Source organism: Clavibacter sp. VKM Ac-2872 (assembly GCF_015351105.1).
Classification (GTDB): domain Bacteria; phylum Actinomycetota; class Actinomycetes; order Actinomycetales; family Microbacteriaceae; genus Clavibacter.
The window spans coordinates 679,484-700,899 of the sequence record NZ_JADKRR010000001.1 but is presented as its reverse complement, the minus strand read 5'-3'; the positions used below and the strand labels follow the sequence as shown (position 1 = coordinate 700,899).

Below are 21,416 nucleotides of genomic sequence, written 5' to 3'. Positions count from 1 at the left end.
GCGGGATCTCGCAATGGCGCGGGAGCCCGTTTTGCGCGGCAGATGGCGGCCGTTACGTTGCTCCGCGTGACCAGCTCGTCGATCACCACACCACGTCCCACCGCCTCCTCCACGGCCCCCGAGCGCACCATCTCCGGGACGGCCGCCCCCCATCTCCTCCTGTCCGTGCTCGACGCCGTCGCCCGAGACAACGGGCTCATCCGACAGGTACCGGACGGGCCATCGGGCACCGACGGCCCCGACCTCCACGAGCGCGCGTGGCGCGACCCACGAGGCGCCGCCGTGCACGTCGCGGCCGTCTTCGGCCCGCCTGCCCCGCGGACCCTGCTGCCCGCGAACCCGGCCAGCCGCCCCTTCCACGCGACCGTGCGCGCGGACGACCCGGACATCGCGGACCTCCTGCACGACGCGCTCCGGACCCACGACCGCTGCCTCTCCGAGGAGGAGCAGACGGCCATCGCCGACGCCATGCCCATGCTGACGTGGGCCGTCCGCGCGCACGCCTTCCCCGCCGGCGGCTGGCGCGTGGTGTTCCGCGACCACCTCGTCGAGAACTCCCTCGGACTCGTCCGCGCGCTCCTCGCATCCGGGCTGCGGCCGGAGGACGCGATCGTGCTGGACAAGGGCGATCAGACGCTCAACCGCGTGCGCATCGCCGCGACCCTCCGTGCGCTCGGGGTCGACGTGCGGCGCCTCGACAACTCCGCGGTCGACGGCACCGCCCCGCAGGCCGAGGCCGCGCGGGCCGTCGAGTCGGCGCGCGCGGTCGACCGCTTCATCACCGACGCCCACGGATCGGGTCAGCGGGTCGTGATGATCGACGACGGCGGGCTGCTCGGGCTCACCGACCACCGCGGCGATCCCGTGTTGCGGGAGCGTCCGGACGCCGCCGTCGAGCTCACGGTCAGCGGCCTGAAGCGCCTGGCCCGCAGCCCGCTCGCCCGCGACCTCCCCGTCGCGAACATGGCCCGGTCCGAGGTCAAGCAGCGCATCGGCTACGACGAGATCGCGGACTCCTGCCTCCGCCGCCTCCGCGAGGCCCTCCGCGGCGAGAAGCTCATCGGCAAGCGCGTCGTCAGCGTGGGCTTCGGCACCCTCGGCGCGCGCATCGCGCGTGGCCTGCGCGCGATCGGCTGCCGCGTCGTGGTGGTGGACACCGACCACCTCCAGCTCATCGCGGCCGCCGAGGACGGCTTCGAGACCACGCCCTCGATCCACGAGGCGGTGGCCCTGCGTCCCACGCTCCTCGTCTCGAGCACCGGGGAGCCGATCGCGGACGCCGCCACGCTCGCGTCCCTGCCCTCCACCTCCTACGTCACCGCCTTCGCGACCGCCGACCTCTCCGCCCTCCGCGACCGGGAGGGCGACGGCGGCCCGATCGTCCTCGGGGACGGCCGGTCCTTCAACCTCCACCGGTTCGAGGGGATCCCGAACGGCGGCTACGACCTCTACCGGGCGGCGACCTTCATCGTGCTGGGACGGCTCGCCGAGCGCGTGGAGGGCGACGCCGCGGCGCGGGTCGAGCTGGCGGACGTGGACGCGTGGGTCCGCGAGTCCGGTCTGTTCGCCCGGTACTACGAGCACCACTTCCGCGAGGGCCGCACGTGCGCGTGACGGTCGTCGGCGGCGGCCGCATCGGCCGGCTGCGTGCCTCGCTCCTGGTGGGGATGGGGCACGAGGTCGAGCTCGTCGACCCGCAGCTGGATCCCCGCGCTGAGGCCCTCCCCGTGCACGCGGACGTGGCGAGCGCACCCGGCGGGCCGACGGTCTGGGTCGTCGCGACGCCCACGGCGACGCACCTGGGGATGCTCCGCGAGATCGTCGCCCGCGACCCGTCCGCGGCGGTGCTCGTGGAGAAGCCGGTGTGCTCCCCCGAGGACCTCCCCGCCCTCCGCGCCCTGCTGGCGGATCACCCGCGCCTCGTGCTGGAGGTGGCGTCGCAGTACCAGGACAGCATCGCGATCCGCGCGCTCGGGCACGAGGCCCGCATCCGTCCCTCCCACTCCCTCAGCGTCAGCTTCGTGAAGGACAGGAGGCCGGACGAGGCGCGCGGCCGCTTCACCGACCGCGTGGCCGGGGTCCTCGGCTACGAGTGGCCGCACATCTACGCGATCGCGCGGTCCCTCGGGGTGACCGGCGACGATCTGCGGGAGACGGCAGCCGCCCGCTCCGCGCTGGACCTGCGCGAGCTCGACGGGCACCTCGTCGAGGCCCGCTACGGCACCACCTGCGCGAGCGGACGTGCCGTCACTCTGCACAGCCGGATCGCCGGCGCATCGGCGCTCGTCGACGCGGACGGCTGGGGCGACGCCCGGTGCGACCCGGCGAACCACCGCGTGGTGCGGCTGGACGACGGACGTGAGCGGATCACGCTCTGGCTCTCCCCCTCGTACGCCTCCGCGACGACGTTCCCGCCCGGGCAGACGGCCCTGCTCGTGCACGAGGGACCCGCCGGCCACCGGGTGCGGTCCATCCAGGACGACCCGCTGCGGATCTCGATGCGCGACTCGCTCCTGCGGCTCGCCACCCGGCGTCCGCGCCGCATCGACATCGATCTCGACATGATCGAGCACACGGACCTCCTCCTCGAGCTCGGGTCGCCCGCGACCCCGGAGCTCAGCGGGTCGCATGCGCACGGCTGACATCGCGCTGCTCGGCTACGGCGCGATGGGACGCGCGTACCACCGTCTGATCCGGACCCACCCGGAGCTCATGCCGCTCGTGGGCCGGCTGCACGTGGGGACGCGCAGCGCGGCAGCGCCGTGGGCGCCGCTGGACGAGCGCGACGCGGCCGGATCCGTGGAGGACGCGCTGGCCGACGGCCCGCCCGCCGCGGTCATCATCGCGACCCCGGCCGACACCCACGAGGCGCTGGCGCACCGTGCGCTCGACGTCGGGGCGCACGTGCTCGTCGAGAAGCCGGCGGCCATGACCGCGCGCGGCGCCCGCGCGCTGAACCGGCACGCGGAGGAGGCAGGGCGGAGCATCCAGGTCGTCAGCCAGCTGCGCCGTGTCGAGGCGTGGGGCCGGGCGCGGGAGCGGATCCGCGCGGGCCGGCTGGGCCCGGTCCGCAGCGCGCTCGTGGACCTCCCGCTCTGGCGGTCGGACGCGTACTTCGCCGCATCACCCGCCCGGTCCGAGCACGAGCTCGGGAACCTCGCCTACCACGAGCTCGACCTCGCGGTCTGGTGCCTCGGGCCGGTCGCACGGATCACGGTCGCCCCGCCCCCCGCGGGCGGCCCCGGGTCCGGGCCCATCGCGCGGCTGGCCCCGTTCACCGCGGTCCTCGAGCACTCGTCCGGGTGCGTCACCACCCTCCGCTACACGACCCTCGCCTACCCGGGACGTGCGCCGCGGCTGTCGTTCGACGGCACCGCCGGGGCGCTCGTGCTCGAGTCCGGCGCCGTCGTCGTGGATCTCGCGCCGCCACCCGCCGACGTCCCCGACGCCGGCATCTACGCCCGCCAGACCACCGTGCCCGACGTGGCCGCGGACTGGCTCGCCCCGCACGTCGCGCAGCTGCGCGGCTTCCTCGCCGATCCGCCGCGGACGTCACCGCGCCGTCTCGACGAGGCCTCCATCGGCACCATCGACCTCATCCACCGCATGCACCAGCACCTGAACAGAGAGGAACCGGCATGACGCACGTCATGTTCACCATCGTCGAGGACGAGTTCTCCCGCGACTTCCTGCAGCACCCCCTGGATGCGCTGATCGCCGCGTCCGTGCTCGCGCGCGACGGGCACGACGTCGCCATCTGGGACCAGCGCGTCGCGGACGCCCCGCCGTCCGCTGCCGAGCCGGCCTACGTCGTGGTGGTGACCGCCATCGCCGATCGGGCCCAGTGCTACCCGCTCGACCTCGCGCCCGTCCGGAAGTCGGTGGAGGGCATCCGGGACCGATGGCCGACCGCGCGCGTCATCGCCGTGGGCCCCCACGGCACGCAGCTGCCGCAGCCCACGCTCGACGACCTCGGGGTCGACTACGTCGCCCGTGGCGAGGCCGACGCGGCGGCCGTCGGGGCGGTGGGGCTGCTCGAGGAGGGCGGCGCACCCCTGTCCCGCGTGCTCCCGTTCTCGGGCCGCTTCGCCCCGCTGGAGCCGGAGCGCCTGCCGGTCCCCGACTACGACCTGATCGACGCGAGCGCCTACACGGCGGAGACGTTCACCGACGGGTCCCTGCACCGCAGCACCTGCGGCATCGTCCTCGGCGTGCGCGGCTGCACCTACGGCTGCTCCTTCTGCCACCTGCCCTTCGGCACGAAGATGCGCGCCGAGCCGGTCGAGACGACGCTCGCGACCATCGAGCAGCAGATGTCCCGCGGGGTGTCGGACATCTTCTTCCTCGACTACGTCTTCGGGCTGCACCGGTCGTTCTACACGGACCTGTGCAGGGAGATGACCGGCCGCGGCGTGAGCTGGACCGGCCAGACCCGCACCGAGGTCGTGCTCCGCACCGACGTCACCGCCTGGGCGGAGGCGGGGTGCCGCGGGATGTGGCTGGGCGCCGAGTCGCCGGCGGTGAGCGAGACCGGGGTGGGCAAGCGGATCCCGGCCGAGAAGATCCAGCAGGCCATCGAGAAGCTGTCGCACGCGGGCATCACGCCCTTCGCGTTCGTGTTGCTGGGGCTGCCCGACGACCCCACCTGCCGGTCGGGGGAGATCGTCGACTGGGCCGCGACCATCCCCGGCTACTTCGGCCTGAACCAGCTGTTCCTGCGCCCCGGCACGCCGCTGTACGACGAGATCGCGGAGCGCTACTCGCCGGACGGCCCCCCTCGGGACTGGTACGGCGTCGACCGCATCACGCAGCGGTACCGCGAGGAGTACCCCGCCGACCTCGACGACCTCGAGCGCCGCCTCCAGGCGCTGCCGAACTACATCGGCAACGCGCTGTACTGATGCCCGGTCGCCTCGTCGTCACCGTGCCCCCCGCCTCCGCGCACTCCTACGACCACGTGGGGTACGCGGTCGACCTCGTGGTGGCGGGGGCGATCGCCTCCGCGCGCGACGGAGGCGGGTCGGGGGCACGCGGCGCTGCCGCCCTCGTCGCGACGCGGGACGAGCACAGCATCCCGGCCGTCGCGGCGGGACCGCCCCCCGGCTTGGCGCACCTGGCGGGCATCGCGCGCCGCATCGCGGGCCGGCCCGTCGTCGTCGCGGGGACGGACACGGCGCCGGTGCAGGACCTCGCCCGCGCCGCGTGGTCCGAGCTGGACGCCCGCGGGGCGCTCGAGAGCGGCACCTACGAGCGGATGCAGTGCTCCGGATGCCGCACGCTCGCCGACTCGGCGGGATCGGTGGCGAGCTGCCCGACCTGCGGCGGGACGGACCTCGTGCTCCGCGCGGAGCGCAACTGGTTCCTGCGGACCGGCCCGTTCTCGGAGGAGATCGCGGCCTGGCGCGACGGGGTGGCCCTGCGCGGACCCGCCGCGCCGCTCGCCCGGGCCGCGCCCGCCCCGCCCGCCCGGCTCAGCGTCTCGCGCGCCGCCGAGCGCACGGACGGGGTGGGCGTGCCCGTCCCGGGGGATGCCGAGCAGGTCGTCCACTCGGGGTTCGTGGCCGCGTGCAGCTACCTCCTCTCCCGACCGGAGGGCGACTGGGCCGCATCCGGCACGCGCGTCCAGGTGTGCGGGAAGGGGCTCGCGAACCTGCACCTGACCCTCGTCCCCCTGCTCTGCGCCGCGCTCGGGCTGCCGGGCGCCGACGTCCTCCACGTGCACCACCACGTGACGGTCGACGGGCGGTCGCCGCAGTCCGCCGCCGCGGACGGCGTCACCGCCTCCCGCCTCCTGGAGGAGCACGGGCCGGCGGCGCTCCGCTGGTGGATCCTCCGCCTCGGGCTGCCTCGGCGCGACGCGACGCTGCGCCTCCGCGACCTCGCCCTCCTCGCCGATCGGGAGCTGCCGCGCCTGCGGGCGGACGCGCTCCGCTCGCGCGGCCGGCTCGACGCGCTGGACGCCCTCGACCTCGGCGCCCTCACGCGCGCGCTCCTCGCGCGGCCTGCCGACGCGGGGGGCGAGGCGACGGTCCGGATGGATGCGGCGGATCCGCGGACCGGCCTGGCGGCCTTCGTCGACTGGGTCACCCGATGAGCGCGGACGTGAGGCGGCTGTCCCGCCGCCTCCTGGCCCTGCTCGTGCTGGTGCGCGCGGCCGGCTTCACCTCGATCGTGGCCGTGGTCTGGTTCCGCGGGCAGCACACGACGGGGGAGGTCGCGCTGATCCTCACGGCCTTCGGCGTCGGATCCGTGCTGCTCCCCGCGGCCGCGGGCCTCCTCGTCGGCGATCGCCCCCTCCGCCCCGTCCTCGGGGGCACGCTCGTGCTCAACGGGATCGCCCTGGTCCTCCTGCCGCTCACGGCGGGCGCGCCGCTCGTGCTGCCCTGCGCGGCCATGTTCGCGATCGGAGCCGCCTCGAGCCTCGCCCGCTCGCTCATCGGCACGCTCCTCACGGTCTCCGCCCCGGCGGACCGACAGGCCCGCACCCAGTCGGTCATCTCCTGGAGCGCGAACGTCGGCGGCGTCGTGGCGACCGGGATCGCGGGGATCGTCGCGGCGTCGGGCTCGGACCTCGGGCCGCTCTTCGCCGCGGAGGGCGCCGTGCTGCTGGTCGCCGCGTGCGTGATCCCCCGCTCGGAGGCGGTGGCGCGGACCAGGCCGCCCGTCCCGCTCGGCGCCCGCGGCACGGTCGCGCACCTGCGGTCCGCGCTCGTCGTCGCGACGGGGGCGACGGCCGTGATGCAGGGACTCGGCATGCAGTACGCCCTCACCACGGCGAACCCGGAGTCGTACGTCTACGCGGCGCTGACGAACGTGGTGCTCCTGCTCGCCGCCCAGCCGCTGGTGCTGCGCCTCGTGCGCGACGCGTCCGCGCCCGCCTACCTCGCGGCGGGCTTCGCGGGGGCGGCCGTCACCGCTGTCGCCGTCGCCGCGACCGACAGCTGGCTGGTCTTCGGCGTCGGCTGGACCCTGTGCGAGCTCCTCCTGACGGCGGGCATGGTCCCCGCCGTCCTCGCCCGCACCCCCGCGTCGCTGCACGTGGCCGCGCTCGGCGTCGTCGGGTCGTCCTGGGGCCTGACCGCCGCCCTCATGCCGCCCGTCATCGGGGCCGCCGTCGCCGTAGTGGGCGCGACGGGCGCCTGGGGGGTCTTCGTCGCCATCGCGGCGGTCGCGTCGCTGGCCTCCTGGCTCGCCCTGGGCGTCCGGCACGCGGGCCGCCCGGCGGCGAGCCGCGAGGAGCCGGCGGTCGACTGACCTGGATCAGCCCGCCTGCTCGAGCCCCCGCCGCCGGTTGGCGAGCACGGGCAGCGTGCCGCGCGCGGCCTCGACGACCGACGGGGCGACGTCCACGACGAGCAGCTCCTCCTCGCCGCCGAGGCGGTGCAGCACCTCGCCGAGCGGGGAGATCACGGCGCTGCGGCCGATGCCCGTGGGCGCGCCGCTCGCGGGGTCGTGGCCGCGGGATCCGGCCTCGAGCGTCGCGGGGTCGCCCTGGCCGACCGCGACGACGAAGGTCGTGGAGTCGAGCGCGCGGGCGCGGAGCAGGAGGTCCCACTGGTCGGCCTTCCCGGGGCCTGCGCCCCAGCTCGCGCACACGACGCTGACGGCCGCGCCGCGGTCGGCGCCCGCGAGGAACAGGGCGGGGAAGCGCACGTCGTAGCAGGTGGCGAGGGACGCGCGGGTGCCGCCGACCTCGATCACCGCGACCTCGTCGCCCGGGTCCACGGCGTCGGACTCGCGGAACCCGAACGCGTCGAACAGGTGGATCTTGTCGTACGAGCCGGCGCCCGCGGCCTCCGCGCCGGACGGCCGCGCGACCAGGAGCGTGTTCCGCACCCGGCCGCCGGCGCCGGGCGTGAACATGCCCGCGACGATCACGACGCCCAGCCGGTCGGCGACGGCCCGCACACCGGACGCCCACGGCCCGTCGAGCGGCTCCGCGATCTCCGGCAGCGGGTTCCCGAACGCGCGCTGCGCCGCCTCGGGGAACACCACGAGCTCGGCGCCCTGCCGCGCGGCGTCCTCCGCGAAGGCGGTGATCCGTGCCAGGTTGTCCGCGGGATCCGGGGAGCTGATGATCTGGGCTAGCGCGACTCGCATGGTCCTCCTCGTGATGTATACATAGCGTATGCGAGAACGGGCGGGCGATCCAGGGTCCTCGTCGAGCGCCCTCTCCGGCCGCGAGCGGGCCTACGAGTTCCTCCACGCGCACGTCCTCACCGACCCGGACCAGCAGGGCGCGTTCCTCAACGAGCAGGTGCTCGCGGAACGCATCGGCGTCTCCCGCACGCCCGTCCGCGAGGCGCTGCTGCTGCTCGCCGCCGACGGCCTGGTCGAGATGATCCCCAAGCGCGGCGCGCGCATCCCCGTCATCACGGGCCGCGAGATCGCCGAGCTGATGGAGCTGCGCGGCGTCCTCGAACGGCACGCCGCCACGAGCGCGGTGGAGCACGACCGCACGCCGCTCGACGCCATGCGCGAGGTTCTCGAGCAGCAGCGCGCCATGGTCGCGACGCCGCCGCGCGAGAGCGGCCGGGAGTTCATCGAGCACGACCGCCGCTTCCACCAGCTCCTCGTCGACGCCGCGGGCAGCGAGCTCATGAGCCGCACCTACGCGAAGCTCCGCGCCCGGCAGATCCTCGTCGGCGTCGAGGCGCTCTACCGCGCCACCGACCGGCAGGACCGGGTGTGCGAGGAGCACGCCGGCATCGTCGACGCGCTGGCCGCGGGCGACGCCGAGGCCGCGCGCGACGCGATCGACCGGCACCTCGCCGTCACGCTCGACGTGCTGCTGCGCGCCTGACGGGCTTCCTCGCGCATCACGGGCCGGCACCGCGCGCACGCGACGACGCCCGGATCCCGCTGCGGGGATCCGGGCGTCGGCCGATGCGGCTCGACCCTCAGGCGACCGGCGCCGCCACGCCCTCGGCGCCCGTGCGCACGTACTCCTCGTCCTCGGACACGTCCGAGTCGCGGCCCAGCGCGAGCCCCACGAGGGTGAGCACGACGGCGGCCGTGAGGTACAGCGCGATGCCGACCCAGCTGCCGGTCTCCTCGTAGATGATCGTGAACATCAGCGGCGCGATCGCCCCGCCGATCACGCCGGCGATCGTGTACGCGAGCGAGGCGCCCGTGTAGCGGAGCCGGGGTGAGAACTGCTCGATGATGTACGCCGCCTGCGGCCCGTACATGAAGGAGTGGAAGAACAGCCCGAGCACGATGCCGACACCCAGCACGAAGGTCGACGACCCGTCGGTGATCGCGAAGAAGACGTACGCCCAGACGGCCGCGCCCACCGCGGCCGCCGCGTACAGCGCCCGGCGGTTGATGCGGTCGCTCACGGCGCCCGCGAACGGGATCGTGAACAGCTGCACCGCGGATCCCACCAGCACCGCGACGAGCACCTGGCTGCGCTCGAAGCCGAGCGAGTTCACGCCGTAGGTGAGCGTGAAGACGGTGAAGAGCGCGTAGAGCACGTCCGGGCCGACGCGGCTGAGGATCGCGGCCACGAGCGGGCGGGCCTGCGTGCTGAAGACCTCCGACACGGGCGCGCTCGGCCGGTCGCCGCGCTCCTGCAGCGCCTTGAACACGGGGGTGTCCTCGAGCTTCAGGCGGATCCAGAGGCCGAACGCCACGAGCAGCGCGGAGAGCAGGAAGGCCACGCGCCAGCCCCAGTCGAGGAAGTCCTCCTCGGTGAGCAGCACGGTGAGCAGCGCGAGCGCGCCGTTGGCGAGCAGGTTGCCCGCGGGCGGGCCGACCTGCGCGGCCGACGACCAGAAGCCGCGCTTGCGTGGATCCCCGAACTCGCTCGAGAGCAGCACCGCCCCGCCCCACTCGCCGCCGACGCCCACGCCCTGCGCGAAGCGGAGGAGCACCAGGATGATCGGCGCCGCGAGCCCGATGGTCGCGTAGCCCGGCAGCACGCCGATGAGGAACGTCGCGATGCCGATGAGCAGCAGCGTGAGGACGAGGACGGGCTTCCGGCCGATCTTGTCGCCGAGCCGCCCGAAGACGAACCCGCCGACGGGGCGCGAGACGTAGCCGACCGCGTAGGTGGAGAACGCGAGGATCGTCGCCGTGTACGGGTCCGACGACGGGAAGAAGACGACGGGGAACACGACGGCGCTGGCGGCCGAGTACACGGCGAAGTCGTACCACTCGAGCGAGGTGCCGGTGAGGCTCGCGGTGAACGCCTTCACGAGCTCGCGGCGGGTGGGCTTCTCGGTCGCGGCGGGCGCCGCGGGCGCGCCGGATGCGGGCGCGGTCGTCGCCGGGGAGGCGGTGGGGTCGTCGGCCATGGGGCTCCTCGGGTGAGGGAGCCGGGCCACGGATCCGGCGATCGGATCCCGCCCGGCGTCCGGTCGGTGTCCTGTATACAGTAGGCATACCGGACCCCCGGCACCATGGCCGAGGCGTCCGGATCCGCATCTCTTCACACGCTCGAAACACCACAGGAGGACCGATGACCACCCTGCGCTTCCAGCTGCCCGACGGATCCACCCCGAGCGTCGATGTCGTGTCGCTCCTCAACGCCGGCTACGCGGGCCGCGACCAGGCCGAGGTGCAGGCGCACATCGACGAGCTGGCCGAGCTCGGCGTGCCCGGACCCGCGACCACGCCCGCGCTCTACCCCGTCGCGCCGTACCTCGCGTCGCAGGCCGACACGGTGCCCGCGCAGCACGGCCGCACCTCGGGCGAGGCCGAGTGGGCCCTCGTGATCACCGACGACGACGTGCTCCTCACCGTCGCGTGCGACCACACCGACCGCGCGCTCGAGGTGCACGGCGTCGCGTGGAGCAAGAACGCCGGTCCCGACGTGCTGGGACGCAGGGCCTGGCGCCTCGCCGACGTGCGCGACCGCCTCGACGCGATCCGCCTGCGCGGCTGGGTCGGCGAGGAGGGCGCCGAGCAGCTCATCCAGGACTCCACGCTCGCCGCGCTCCTCACCCCCGACCACTGGCTCGAGGTGCTCGCCAAGCGCGGCCTCCGCGTGCCCGGCACGGTGCTCATCTCGGGCACGGTCGCGATGGTCCCGGGCGTCGACCAGTTCGCGTCGCGCTGGCGCGTGCAGCTCGAGGATCCCGCCACGGGCGAGACCATCGACGCCGCCTACCGCGTGGAGCTGCTGCCCGAGGCCATCGGCTGATCCCGGCCCGTGCCCGCCCCGTCGGACCCGCCCGGCGGGGCACGGCCGTCCGGTACGCTGAGCGCATCCACCCGCCTCCAGGAATCCGGAGTCCCATCGTGCCCACGATCGTCGTCGAAGTGATGCCCAAGGCCGAGCTGCTCGACCCCCAGGGGAAGGCCGTGGCCGGCGCCCTGGCCCGCCTCGGCAAGGACCGCTTCACCGGCGTCCGCATCGGCAAGCGCTTCGAGCTCACCGTCGAGGGCGAGGTGGACGACGCGCTGCTCGCCGACGTCCAGACCCTCGCCGCCGACATGCTCTCCAACTCCGTCATCGAGGACGTCATCAGCGTCCACGTCGCCGGGCTCGACGGGTTCGGCATCAGCGCCGAGGCCGACATGGCCACCGGCAACGTCACCGACGACCACACCATCGCGGAGGGCGGCAGGGCCGACACCGACGTCGCCGCGCACCCGCTCCCCCACGGTTCCGCCGCGGCGGAGCAGCGCTGATGCGCGTCGGGGTCATCACCTTCCCGGGATCCCTCGACGACCGCGACGCGCAGCGCGCCGTCCGTCTCGCGGGCGCCACCCCGGTCGCGCTCTGGCACGGCGACCACGACCTCCAGGGCGTGGACGCGATCGTGCTGCCCGGCGGCTTCAGCTACGGCGACTACCTGCGCGCGGGCGCCATCGCGGCGTTCGCGCCGATCATGCGCGAGGTCGTGGACGCCGCCGGTCGCGGCGTGCCCGTGCTCGGCATCTGCAACGGCTTCCAGATGCTCACCGAGGCGCACCTGCTGCCCGGCGGGCTGATCCGCAACGAGGCCGGGAACTTCGTCTGCCGCGACCAGCGCCTCCGCGTCGAGGCCGCCGGCACCGCGTGGACGAACGCGTTCACCGAGGGCGAGGAGATCACCATCCCGCTCAAGAACGGCGAGGGCGGCTTCATCGCCGACGCCGACACGCTCGACCGCCTCGAGGGCGAGGGCCTGGTGGCCTTCCGCTACCTCGGCGGCAACCCGAACGGATCCCTGCGCGACATCGCCGGGATCACCAACGCCCGCGGCAACGTCGTCGGCCTCATGCCCCACCCCGAGCACGCCGTCGAGGAGGGCTTCGGACCGGACACCCCGGCCGCCATGCGCTCCGGTGTCGACGGCCTCCGTCTCTTCACGTCCGTCCTCGAAGGAGTCCTCGCGCAGTGAGCGTCCACGCCGATCCCGCATCCGTCCCCACCGACCCCGCGGGAGAGGGACGCAGCATCCGCCGCCACGTCGCCGACACCGTCGAGATGGCCGAGCGCACCCCGGAGAAGGAGCAGCCCTACGCGGCGCTCGGGCTCACGGAGGGCGAGTACCTGAAGATCCGCGAGATCCTCGGCCGCCGCCCCACCAGCGGCGAGCTCGCCATGTACTCGGTCATGTGGAGCGAGCACTGCTCCTACAAGTCCTCGAAGAAGTACCTCCGCCAGTTCGGCCAGAAGGTCTCCGAGTCCATGAAGAAGGACCTCATGGTCGGCATGGGCGAGAACGCCGGCGTCGTCGACGTGGGCGAGGGCTGGGCCGTCACCTTCAAGATCGAGAGCCACAACCACCCCTCCTACATCGAGCCGTTCCAGGGCGCGGCCACGGGCGTGGGCGGCATCGTCCGCGACATCATCTCGATGGGCGCGCGTCCCGTCGCCGTGATGGACGCGCTGCGCTTCGGCGACATCGACGACCCCGACACCGCGCGCGTCGTGCACGGCGTCGTCGCGGGCATCAGCTTCTACGGCAACTGCTTAGGGCTGCCGAACATCGGCGGCGAGACCTACTTCGACCGCGTGTACCAGGGCAACCCGCTCGTCAACGCGCTCGCCGTCGGCGTCCTCCGCCACGAGGACCTCCACCTCGCCAACGCGCGCGGCGTCGGCAACAAGGTCGTCCTGTTCGGCGCGCGCACGGGCGGCGACGGCATCGGCGGCGCCTCCATCCTCGCGAGCGACACGTTCGCCGACGGCGGCCCCACCAAGCGCCCCGCGGTGCAGGTCGGCGACCCGTTCGCCGAGAAGGTGCTCATCGAGTGCTGCCTCGAGCTCTTCGCCAAGGACCTCGTCGAGGGGATCCAGGACCTCGGCGCCGCGGGCATCTCCTGCGCCACGAGCGAGCTCGCCTCCAACGGCGACGGCGGCATGCACATCCGGCTCGAGGAGGTGCTGCTGCGCGACCCGTCGCTCACGGCCGAGGAGATCCTCATGTCGGAGAGCCAGGAGCGCATGATGGCGGTCGTGAAGCCGGAGAAGCTCGCGGGCTTCCTAGAGGTCGTCCGCAAGTGGGACGTCGAGACGAGCGTGCTCGGCGAGGTCACCGACACCGGCCGCCTCGTCATCGACCACCACGGCGAGCGCATCGTCGACGTCGAGCCGCGCACGGTCGCGGTCGACGGCCCCGTCTACGACCGTCCCGTCTCCTACCCCACGTGGATCGACGCCCTCCAGGCCGACTCCGCGTCGCGCCTCGCGCGCCCCACCGCGCCCGACGAGATCAAGGACCAGTTCCTGCAGCTCCTCGGCAGCCCGAACCTCGCCGACGCGTCGTGGATCACCGACCAGTACGACCGCTACGTGATGGGCAACACGGCCCTGTCGTTCCCCGACGATGCCGGCATGGTCCGCGTCGACGAGGAGAGCGGCCTCGGCTTCTCGGTCGCCACCGACGCGAACGGCCGCTTCTGCCAGCTCGACCCGTACGCGGGCGCGCAGCTCGCCCTCGCGGAGGCGTACCGCAACGTCGCCGCGTCCGGCGCCACGCCCGTCGCCGTCAGCGACTGCCTCAACTTCGGCAGCCCCGAGGACCCCGAGGTCATGTGGCAGTTCAGCCGCACGGTCGAGGGCCTGGCGGACGGCTGCCTCGAGCTCGAGATCCCCGTCACGGGCGGCAACGTCTCCCTCTACAACCAGACGGGCACGCAGGCGATCCACCCGACGCCCGTCGTGGGCGTGCTCGGCGTGATCGACGACGTCGCGCGCCGCATCCCGTCCGGCTGGCAGGACGAGGGCGACAACATCTACCTGCTCGGCGTCACGCGCGAGGAGCTCGACGGATCCGCCTGGGCCGGCACCGTGCACGACCACCTCGGCGGCGTCCCGCCCGTGGTCGACCTCGCCGCCGAGAAGGACCTCGCCTCGCTCATCGCGGCCGGCGCCACGCAGTCGCTCATCGCGAGCGCGCACGACCTCTCGGACGGCGGCCTCGGCCAGGCGCTCGCGGAGTCCGTCATGCGCTTCGGCGTCGGCGCCCGTGTCTGGCTCGACGGCATCGTCCAGCGCGACGGCGTCGACCAGGCGACCGCGCTGTTCTCCGAGTCCACCGGCCGCATGCTCGTCACGGTGCCCCGCGAGGACGACGTCAAGTTCCAGGGCCTCTGCGAGGGGCGCGGCTACCCGGTGCTCCGCATCGGCGTCACGGACGCGCAGGCGCCCGGCCTCGAGCTGCAGGGTCTCTTCACCCTGTCCGTGGACGAGCTGCGCGGGATCCACCGCGCCACGCTCCCCGCGCGCTTCGGCACGGCCGTGGAGGCGTGAGCATGTCCGATCCCGGATCGTCCCCCGTCTGGTCGCCGTCCCTCGCCGAGCTCACCGAGCGCGTGCCGCTGACCGCGGGCGCTGACATCCAGATGGGCCCCGTGCTCTACGACCACGCGGGCACCGAGCTCGAGGGGCTCCTCGCCCGCGACGCCGCGCAGAGCGGCCGCCGCCCCGCCGTGCTCGTGATCCACGACTGGTTCGGCGTGGGCGGGCACGTGGCGGCGCGCATCCAGATGCTCGCGCGCCTCGGCTACGTCGCGTTCGCCGCCGACGTCTACGGACGCGACGTACGGCCGGGCCCCGAGGAGGCCGGCCAGGTCGCCGGCTCCTTCTACGCGGACCTGCCGCTCATGCGCGCCCGCGTGCAGGCCGGCATCGACCGCCTCGCGGCCGAGCCCGACGTCGACCCGTCGCGCATCGCCGTCATGGGCTACTGCTTCGGCGGCAGCGCGTCGCTCGAGGTCGCCCGGGCCGGGGCCGACATCAAGGCGGCGATCTCGCTGCACGGCAGCCTCGTCGTGCACGAGCCCGCCGACGTCGCCGACGTGAAGGCCGCGATCCTCGTCCTCACGGGCGCGGACGACCCCATGGTCCCCGACGAGAAGGTGGCCGCGTTCCAGGCCGAGATGCGCACGCGTCCCGCGGTCGACTGGCAGGTCGTCACCTACAGCGGCGCCATGCACGCGTTCTCCGTGCCGGGCGTCGACTCCCCCGAGGGCGGCGCGCAGTACCAGGACCGCGCCGAGCGCCGCTCGTGGCGGGCGCTCACGGACTTCCTCGCCGAGCACCTGGGCTGACCCCCTCCGCGTCGATCCGCGCGCCGCCGGCATCCGCCGGCGGCGCGCGCGTCTGCCAGCGGGCCATGCGCCGGCTGGCGGATCCCTCCGGGCCGGGCCGACACGCCGCCCCCGGGTTGCCTTCCCCGCACCCCTCGCGTAGACCTGTCCGTGCAGTTCACGCATCCGCCACACGCCGTTGGTCCCCTCGGGGGTCACGTCGCGCAGGCTGATCATGCGAGACACGTGCGACCCGAGGAGATCTCCATGATGGCCAGCGGCGGATTCAGCCGACGCGACCTGTTCGACGGTGCCGGATCCTCCGATCCGGGCGTCGGACGGCCCACCCGAGGTTCCGGCACGGCGCTCCTCGAGCGCCCGCGCGCGGACGAGACGACCACCACGACCGACGGCCCGGACGGCACCGCGGAGGCCGACCCCCCTCCGTCTCGCCCGGCGGCAGCGACGCAGGTCGCTCCCGCCCCGCCCCAGCAGGCGACCATCGGCTCGGCCGAGGGCGACCTCGTGCACGTGATGACCTGCAACATCCGCCTGGCCCGCCCCTCCACCGAGCCCGGCGATCCCGACCACTGGGCCGACCGCGAGCCCGTGCTCACCCGCTTCCTCCAGCTCGAGCAGCCCACCGTGCTCGGCGTGCAGGAGGCCCTCTCGTCCCAGCTGCCCGCCATCGCCCGGGCGCTCCCCCACCACCGCATGCTCGGCTACGGCCGCGACGGCGGGTCCGGCGGCGAGTACAGCGCGATCTTCTACGACGAGCGCCGCCTCGACGTCGTGGCGTGGGACCAGTTCTGGCTGTCCGACCTGCCGGAGCTCATCGGATCCCGCTCCTGGGGCTGCAGCACGACGCGCATCGCCACGTGGGCGCGCTTCCGCGACCGCCGCAGCGGCGCCGAGTTCGTGCACCTCAACACGCACCTCGACCACGAGTCCGAGCTCGCGCGCGTGAAGAGCGCCGACCTCATCACCGAGCGGCTGCAGGAGGTCGCGTCCGGCGCGCCCGTCGTCGTCACGGGCGACTTCAACGCGCCGGCGGAGGAGTCGGCCGCGTACGACATCCTCACGCGCGACGCCGGGCTCGCCGACACCTGGACCACGGCCGCGCACCACGCGACCCCCGGCATCGGCACCTTCACCGCCTACGGCGACCCCGTGCCCGAGGGCCAGCGCATCGACTGGATCCTCGCGGGCCGCGGCGTCGAGGTGGTCGACTCGGCCATCAACCCGTACACGTTCGAGGGCCGCTCCCCCTCCGATCACGCCGCCGTGCAGGCGCTCGTGCGCCTCGCGCGCACCGCCTGACCGCGCCGCACCGACGCCCGACCGCACGCCGGTCGGGGTCCGATCGCGCCCGCCGCGGATCGGCGGTCCGCCACGCCGCCACCCGGGGCGATGGAAACCGCATGCCACAATGGTTTCCGAGCGGCCCCGTGATCGCAGCGGCTGACGGGGTCACCGGCTCGCCGCTGCCGCGGACCCCTCCACGATCGGATGAACACCTATGCCCGCACGTCGCATGGCCCGGGGCGCTCTCGGCGCCCTCGCCGCCGTCCTCCTGCTCGCCGGGTGCACGAGCGGGCCGCAGCCCGCCCCCACCGCCACCGACGGCGAGCCCGCCCCCGACGCGTCCGCCACGACGGCGCCCGAGGACATGACCCGCATCGTCGTCATGGGCGACTCGAACACGAACGGCTTCGTCGGCACGCTGCCCCAGGGCATCGACCAGGGCATGGCCTACGTCGACTACGTCGTCGGCGACCCGCTGACCTTCGCGGGCGGCTGGGGCACCGACGGCGCGACGAGCACCGTCATGGCGGCCAACACGCCCACCGTCGAGGACGTCGACGTGGCGCTCATCATGATCGGCACGAACAACCGCATCGCCGGCGTCCCGGACACCCAGCTCGACGCGGACATACTGCAGACGGTGGAGAAGCTCGCGCCGAAGGAGACCGTGATCCTCGGCATCCCGCCTCAGAACGCCTCGCCCGAGACGCCGCCCGAGGTCAACGCGCACCTCGAGCAGTTCGCCGACGCGCAGGGGTACCACTTCTTCAACCCGTGGAAGAACCTCACGAACAAGGACATGAAGTGGCGGACCGAGTTCTTCCGCGACGGGATCCACACCAACATGACGGGCTACAAGCTCATGGGCGCCGAGGTGCGCAAGTTCGTGCGCACCGAGGTCCTCGACGAGAGCGCCCAGAAGTAGGGGCATCCCCCCGCCCTCCCGCGCGCAGCCCGGCGGTTAGGGTCGAAGCGGTGCCTCGGGAGCGTCGCGCCCGCACCAGAGGAGAGCCCGCGTGACCAGCACCGTGACAGTGAAGAGCGAGACCGGTCGGAAGATCGAGTTCCTCGAGGCGGTCCGCGGCGTCGCGTCGTTCATCGTGGTGCTGCAGCACCTCTTCGCCGCGGAGTACCCGGCGTTCGAGGACTTCAGCCGGCAGTGGGTGGACGCGGGGCGCGTGGGCGTCGTCGCGTTCTTCCTCGTCAGCGGCTACGTCATCCCCCTCAGCCTGCAGCGCCAGGACACCCGCACCTTCCTGGTGCGTCGCCTCTACCGGCTCTTCCCGCTCTACTGGCTCGTGCTCGGCCTCATGATGCTGTGGATCGGGACCACGGGCGACGGCGAGCTCGGCGGCCCCCTCGTGATCATGGCGAACGTGCTCATGGTGCAGGGCGCCGTGGGCATCTTCACGATCGTGCCGACGGCATGGACCCTCGGCATCGAGCTGATCTTCTACGGCCAGTCCCTCGTCGCGAAGCTCATCGGCCGCCTCGACCGCAGCGTCGCCATGGGCTACGTCTGGCTCGCCGGCTTCGTCGCCGCGGCCATCGCCGGCCGGGTGCTCGAGCGCGAGCTGCCCTGGACCCTGCCCCTGCTGCTCTACACGGCGTCGCTCGGGCACGCGATCCACCTGCGCGACCGCGACGGATCCACCGCCTGGCGCGGCCTGCTCGTCGCCGGCGTCGTGGGGGTGCCGCTGTTCACGTACCTCAACGGCGGGCAGGACGCGGCGTGGCCGCCGTTCGACTACGCCGCGTCGTTCCTCCTGGGCCTCGGCCTCTTCTTCGCGTTCTACGTCACGCGGCAGGCGGCCCACTCGCGCGTGCTCATCTGGCTCGGCGCGATCTCGTACGCCGCGTACCTCCTGCACCCGCTCGCCTACCGGGTCATGCGCGCCGTCGACGTGCCCGAGGGGGTCGTGCGGGTCGTCGCGGCCATCGCGCTCACGCTCGTCGTCTCGTGGCTCGTGCACCGGTTCGTGGAGGTGCCGTTCATCGGCGTCGCCCGGCGCCTCACGAGCCGCACGTCCGCCGCGAAGGCGCCGCGGGGCTGATCCCGGCTCCGCCCCCGCGCGGACGGCGCGTCGAGGGGCCGAGCGGTCCGTCGACGCGCGGAGGCGCGACCGTGGCGCCTCGTCCATCCGACGGACGTCTGGCACCGACGCATCCGTCCCCATCGAGCCGGAGCGCGCCTGCCGACGGACGCCGCGCGCACGACGACGGGCGCCCCTCCCGTGTGGAGGAGCGCCCGTCGTGGCGTGCGGTGATGCGGCCGGATCAGCCGGCGGCCGGAGCCGGGGCCGCGCCGATGCCGAGCGGGGCGAGGATGTCCGCCATGATCGGCGCGAGGTCCTGCGACTGGCGGGCCGTGAGGTGCGACGTGTCGCCGCGGACGGGGATCCCGTTCACGAACGCCGGGCACGTGCCCTGGCTGCAGAACCAGCCCTGCGTGTTGATGAACTGGACGGGCGCACCGACCTCGGTCGCCGCGGCCTCCATGGTGCGGGCGTGGCTGATGAACGACGGCGACACCTGCGACTGGCAGTCGTTCGGCGAGCTCGTGGGCGTCTTGCACTCCACGAGGGCCGTGGCTGCCGGCGGGCGGGACAGGACGATCACGTTGGACGCCGCGGTCTTCAGCGCGTTCATCGTGGTGAGCGCGCCGGCCTGCCACTCGCGGTCGGCGGCGCCGCCCGTGGCCTTGCTCGACAGGTAGGAGTTGTCGACGGCCTCGCTCATCAGGATGAGCGCGGGCTTCGTCGCGTTCATCTCGTTGAGCGCCCAGGTGCGGAAGTCCGTGCACTCCGTGTACTCGGAGCCGTCGGTGTCCGTGCTTGTGACGGTCGATGCAGGGCAGCGCGCCATCGTGAGCACGCGCACCTTCCAGTCGTCGCCGAGGCTCGTGCGGAGCATGGGCGCGTAGCTGATCGCCAGCGAGTCGCCGAAGATGACCGCGGTCTTCTCCGGACCCGCGGCGGCGTTCCCGTACACGCAGTGCTCGGTGTTCTTGATCGCGTCCTTGTCCTTGGCCAGGTCGGCGCCGAGGCAGCCGTCCTTCGCCCACTCGGGCGCGATGACGTCGCGACCGAAGTCGCCGAACGACTCGACGGCGGGATCCAGGGCCGGCCAGGCGTCCGATGCGAGGGCGGCGGTGATCTGCTCGGTGCGGGTCGCGAGCGCGGTGCCGGTGGCCTCGATGGGCGCGGCGGTCCCGCCCGTGCTCGGCGTCCCGTTGCCGAGCTGACTCTCCCCCGCGGGCTCGTCGCGGACGACGGCCACGGCGACGACGCCCACCACGGCGACCGCGACGACGGAGAGCGCCGCGACGGTCATCTTCAGCTGCGCGCCGGAGGACCGGCGGCCGGCCTTCTTCGGGTCGAGCCAGCTGGAGCGGCGGATCGGGTCCTCGACGAGGTGGAACGAGGCGATGGCGAGCACGAGCGTCGCGCCGATCGCGGCGCCGTAGTACTCGGGGGTGCCGGTGCCGAGGAGCGACGCCAGCAGGATGATCGCCGGGAAGTGCCAGAGGTACAGCGAGAACGACAGCCGGCCGATGTAGGTGGTGACCGGGTTCGTGATGGGCACCATGGCCTTCGACACCCCGCCGATGCCCGAGGCGATGACGAGCGCGGTCGCGACGACCGGCAGCAGGCCGAAGGGCACCGGGAACGCGTCGTCGCCGGAGACGAGGAAGAAGGACGCGATGATGCCCGCGAGGCCGACGTAGCCGAGCACCGGGCGGATCGCCGCGGGCAGCGTGGCCAGCCGCGCAGCGAAGATCGCGAGTAGCGCGCCGATGCCGAGCTCCCACGCGCGGGAGAACGTGGAGAAGTACGCGACGGTCGGGCGGGCCGACGTCTCGTAGAAGCCCCACGCGAGCGACGCGACGATGAGGACGCCCACCGTGATGCCGATGGTCCGCGTGAAGAGGCGGGCGCGCTTGACGCGGTTCTTGGGGGTGCGGCGGCGCGCGAACGTGATCACCAGGAAGATCAGCACGGGCCAGACGAGGTAGAACTGCTCCTCGACCGAGAGCGACCAGTAGTGGCGGAACGGCGAGATGGGGCCGTCGGACGCGAAGTAGTCCGTGCCGGCGCTCGCGAAGTGCCAGTTGGAGACGAAGAGGGCCGACCAGACGGCGTCCCACAGGCTGGCCTGCGCGCGCACGACGTTGAAGACGAGGAACGAGGCGGCCGTGCTGACGACGAGCACGAGCAGCGCGGCCGGCATGATGCGGCGGACCCGGCGCTTGTAGAAGTCGAGGAACGAGATCGTCTTGCTGCGCTCGTACTCCTTGAGCAGCAGGCCCGTGATGAGGAAGCCGCTGATGACGAAGAAGACGTCGACGCCCACGAAGCCGCCGGACGGCCAGTCGAAGAGGTGGTCGACGATGACGGCGACGACCGCGAGCGCGCGGAGGCCCTCGACGTCCGGGCGGAAGCCCCGGTTCACCGTCGGCGAATCCCCCTCAGGTGGTGGGTTCTTGTCGTCCGGCGCGGAGCGGAGCTCCGACGGGTCCGGGAGCGCGGGCGTACCCCGGCGAAATGTCTGCGAGCTCATGGCCCAGGTCCCTACTCACTCGTGTACCGCCGTGCAGCACTGCTGTCTGAGCGACCCTAACAGGGCGTCAGAGGGCCTACCAT

General features: G+C 73.6%; 17 protein-coding genes and 1 pseudogene. 15 read left to right on the top strand and 3 right to left on the bottom strand.

Features of this window, described 5'->3' with window-relative positions; genetic code table 11:
- The first annotated feature begins 66 nt into the window (after positions 1 to 66).
- From ITJ40_RS17390 to ITJ40_RS03450, 6 genes are read left to right on the top strand one after another with little or no spacing between them, the layout of a single operon-like run.
- Positions 67 to 1,614, top strand: a complete 1,548-nt coding sequence (locus ITJ40_RS17390) for a hypothetical protein (RefSeq protein ID WP_194665755.1) — start codon at positions 67 to 69, stop codon at positions 1,612 to 1,614.
- Positions 1,605 to 2,642 (top strand): Gfo/Idh/MocA family oxidoreductase, encoded by a 1,038-nt coding sequence (locus ITJ40_RS03470; RefSeq protein ID WP_370531987.1) that lies wholly within the window; start codon positions 1,605 to 1,607, stop codon positions 2,640 to 2,642. Before ITJ40_RS17390 ends, ITJ40_RS03470 begins: the two co-directional genes overlap by 10 nt.
- A complete protein-coding gene (locus ITJ40_RS03465; protein ID WP_194665754.1) occupies positions 2,629 to 3,642 on the top strand; it encodes a Gfo/Idh/MocA family protein in 1,014 nt (337 codons plus the stop codon). Before ITJ40_RS03470 ends, ITJ40_RS03465 begins: the two co-directional genes overlap by 14 nt.
- Positions 3,639 to 4,901 carry a radical SAM protein gene (locus ITJ40_RS03460; protein WP_194665753.1) on the top strand — a complete coding sequence of 421 codons (1,263 nt, stop codon included), beginning with the start codon at positions 3,639 to 3,641 and terminating at the stop codon, positions 4,899 to 4,901. The genes ITJ40_RS03465 and ITJ40_RS03460 overlap by 4 nt, the downstream gene beginning before the upstream one ends.
- Positions 4,901 to 6,094, top strand: coding sequence for a class I tRNA ligase family protein (locus ITJ40_RS03455; RefSeq protein WP_194665752.1), 1,194 nt, complete (start codon positions 4,901 to 4,903; stop codon positions 6,092 to 6,094). The genes ITJ40_RS03460 and ITJ40_RS03455 overlap by 1 nt, the downstream gene beginning before the upstream one ends.
- A gap of 8 nt (positions 6,095 to 6,102) precedes the next feature.
- Positions 6,103 to 7,254: an MFS transporter gene (locus tag ITJ40_RS03450; protein ID WP_370531986.1), complete on the top strand. Its 1,152-nt coding sequence runs from the start codon at positions 6,103 to 6,105 to the stop codon at positions 7,252 to 7,254.
- Between the two features lie 6 nt (positions 7,255 to 7,260).
- Here ITJ40_RS03450 and ITJ40_RS03445 read toward each other — a convergent pair whose 3' ends face one another.
- Positions 7,261 to 8,100 carry a carbon-nitrogen hydrolase family protein gene (locus ITJ40_RS03445; RefSeq protein WP_194665750.1) on the bottom strand — a complete coding sequence of 280 codons (840 nt, stop codon included), beginning with the start codon at positions 8,098 to 8,100 and terminating at the stop codon, positions 7,261 to 7,263.
- Positions 8,101 to 8,128: 28 nt separating this feature from the next.
- Here ITJ40_RS03445 and ITJ40_RS03440 point away from each other — a divergent pair, with 28 nt between their 5' ends.
- Positions 8,129 to 8,803, top strand: coding sequence for a GntR family transcriptional regulator (locus ITJ40_RS03440; RefSeq protein WP_194665749.1), 675 nt, complete (start codon positions 8,129 to 8,131; stop codon positions 8,801 to 8,803).
- Positions 8,804 to 8,900: 97 nt separating this feature from the next.
- Here ITJ40_RS03440 and ITJ40_RS03435 read toward each other — a convergent pair whose 3' ends face one another.
- Positions 8,901 to 10,298, bottom strand: coding sequence for an MFS transporter (locus ITJ40_RS03435; RefSeq protein ID WP_194665748.1), 1,398 nt, complete (start codon positions 10,296 to 10,298; stop codon positions 8,901 to 8,903).
- A 164-nt stretch (positions 10,299 to 10,462) separates the two neighbouring features.
- On the opposite strand from ITJ40_RS03435, the gene ITJ40_RS03430 reads away from it, so the two are divergent.
- The 8 genes and pseudogenes from ITJ40_RS03430 to ITJ40_RS03395 all read left to right on the top strand — a co-directional run bounded on the left by ITJ40_RS03430 (position 10,463) and on the right by ITJ40_RS03395 (position 18,827).
- On the top strand, positions 10,463 to 11,146 hold the full coding sequence (locus ITJ40_RS03430; RefSeq protein WP_194665747.1) for a DUF2848 domain-containing protein: 684 nt from the start codon (positions 10,463 to 10,465) through the stop codon (positions 11,144 to 11,146).
- A gap of 98 nt (positions 11,147 to 11,244) precedes the next feature.
- Positions 11,245 to 11,484, top strand: a pseudogene (gene purS / locus ITJ40_RS17210) (phosphoribosylformylglycinamidine synthase subunit PurS); the annotation flags it as partial.
- A gap of 152 nt (positions 11,485 to 11,636) precedes the next feature.
- Positions 11,637 to 12,332 carry a phosphoribosylformylglycinamidine synthase subunit PurQ gene (gene purQ, locus ITJ40_RS03420; RefSeq protein ID WP_194665745.1) on the top strand — a complete coding sequence of 232 codons (696 nt, stop codon included), beginning with the start codon at positions 11,637 to 11,639 and terminating at the stop codon, positions 12,330 to 12,332.
- On the top strand, positions 12,329 to 14,689 hold the full coding sequence (purL, locus tag ITJ40_RS03415; RefSeq protein ID WP_194665744.1) for a phosphoribosylformylglycinamidine synthase subunit PurL: 2,361 nt from the start codon (positions 12,329 to 12,331) through the stop codon (positions 14,687 to 14,689). The genes purQ and purL overlap by 4 nt, the downstream gene beginning before the upstream one ends.
- Positions 14,690 to 14,691: 2 nt before the next feature.
- Positions 14,692 to 15,489: a dienelactone hydrolase family protein gene (locus ITJ40_RS03410; protein WP_194665743.1), complete on the top strand. Its 798-nt coding sequence runs from the start codon at positions 14,692 to 14,694 to the stop codon at positions 15,487 to 15,489.
- A gap of 246 nt (positions 15,490 to 15,735) precedes the next feature.
- On the top strand, positions 15,736 to 16,788 hold the full coding sequence (locus tag ITJ40_RS03405) for an endonuclease/exonuclease/phosphatase family protein (protein WP_194665742.1): 1,053 nt from the start codon (positions 15,736 to 15,738) through the stop codon (positions 16,786 to 16,788).
- A 199-nt stretch (positions 16,789 to 16,987) separates the two neighbouring features.
- The gene (locus tag ITJ40_RS03400) at positions 16,988 to 17,698 is read left to right on the top strand and encodes a GDSL-type esterase/lipase family protein (RefSeq protein WP_194665741.1); all 711 of its coding nucleotides are present in this window, start codon (positions 16,988 to 16,990) and stop codon (positions 17,696 to 17,698) included.
- A 91-nt stretch (positions 17,699 to 17,789) separates the two neighbouring features.
- Positions 17,790 to 18,827, top strand: coding sequence for an acyltransferase (locus ITJ40_RS03395; RefSeq protein WP_194665740.1), 1,038 nt, complete (start codon positions 17,790 to 17,792; stop codon positions 18,825 to 18,827).
- 223 nt (positions 18,828 to 19,050) lie between these two features.
- Here ITJ40_RS03395 and ITJ40_RS03390 read toward each other — a convergent pair whose 3' ends face one another.
- Positions 19,051 to 21,225, bottom strand: a complete 2,175-nt coding sequence (locus ITJ40_RS03390; protein WP_370531985.1) for an acyltransferase family protein — start codon at positions 21,223 to 21,225, stop codon at positions 19,051 to 19,053.
- Positions 21,226 to 21,416: the final 191 nt, after the last annotated feature.

Excerpts from the sequence above, each read along its gene's own strand:
- ITJ40_RS03465 (WP_194665754.1), top strand. The coding sequence starts at position 2,629 with ATGCGCACGGCTGACATCGCGCTGCTCGGCTACGGCGCGATGGGACGC.
- ITJ40_RS03460 (WP_194665753.1), top strand. The coding sequence starts at position 3,639 with ATGACGCACGTCATGTTCACCATCGTCGAGGACGAGTTCTCCCGCGAC.
- ITJ40_RS03455 (WP_194665752.1), top strand. The coding sequence starts at position 4,901 with ATGCCCGGTCGCCTCGTCGTCACCGTGCCCCCCGCCTCCGCGCACTCC.
- ITJ40_RS03445 (WP_194665750.1), bottom strand. The coding sequence starts at position 8,100 with ATGCGAGTCGCGCTAGCCCAGATCATCAGCTCCCCGGATCCCGCGGAC.
- ITJ40_RS03440 (WP_194665749.1), top strand. The coding sequence starts at position 8,129 with ATGCGAGAACGGGCGGGCGATCCAGGGTCCTCGTCGAGCGCCCTCTCC.
- ITJ40_RS03435 (WP_194665748.1), bottom strand. The coding sequence starts at position 10,298 with ATGGCCGACGACCCCACCGCCTCCCCGGCGACGACCGCGCCCGCATCC.
- ITJ40_RS03430 (WP_194665747.1), top strand. The coding sequence starts at position 10,463 with ATGACCACCCTGCGCTTCCAGCTGCCCGACGGATCCACCCCGAGCGTC.
- purQ (WP_194665745.1), top strand. The coding sequence starts at position 11,637 with ATGCGCGTCGGGGTCATCACCTTCCCGGGATCCCTCGACGACCGCGAC.
- ITJ40_RS03410 (WP_194665743.1), top strand. The coding sequence starts at position 14,692 with ATGTCCGATCCCGGATCGTCCCCCGTCTGGTCGCCGTCCCTCGCCGAG.
- ITJ40_RS03405 (WP_194665742.1), top strand. The coding sequence starts at position 15,736 with ATGATGGCCAGCGGCGGATTCAGCCGACGCGACCTGTTCGACGGTGCC.
- ITJ40_RS03400 (WP_194665741.1), top strand. The coding sequence starts at position 16,988 with ATGCCCGCACGTCGCATGGCCCGGGGCGCTCTCGGCGCCCTCGCCGCC.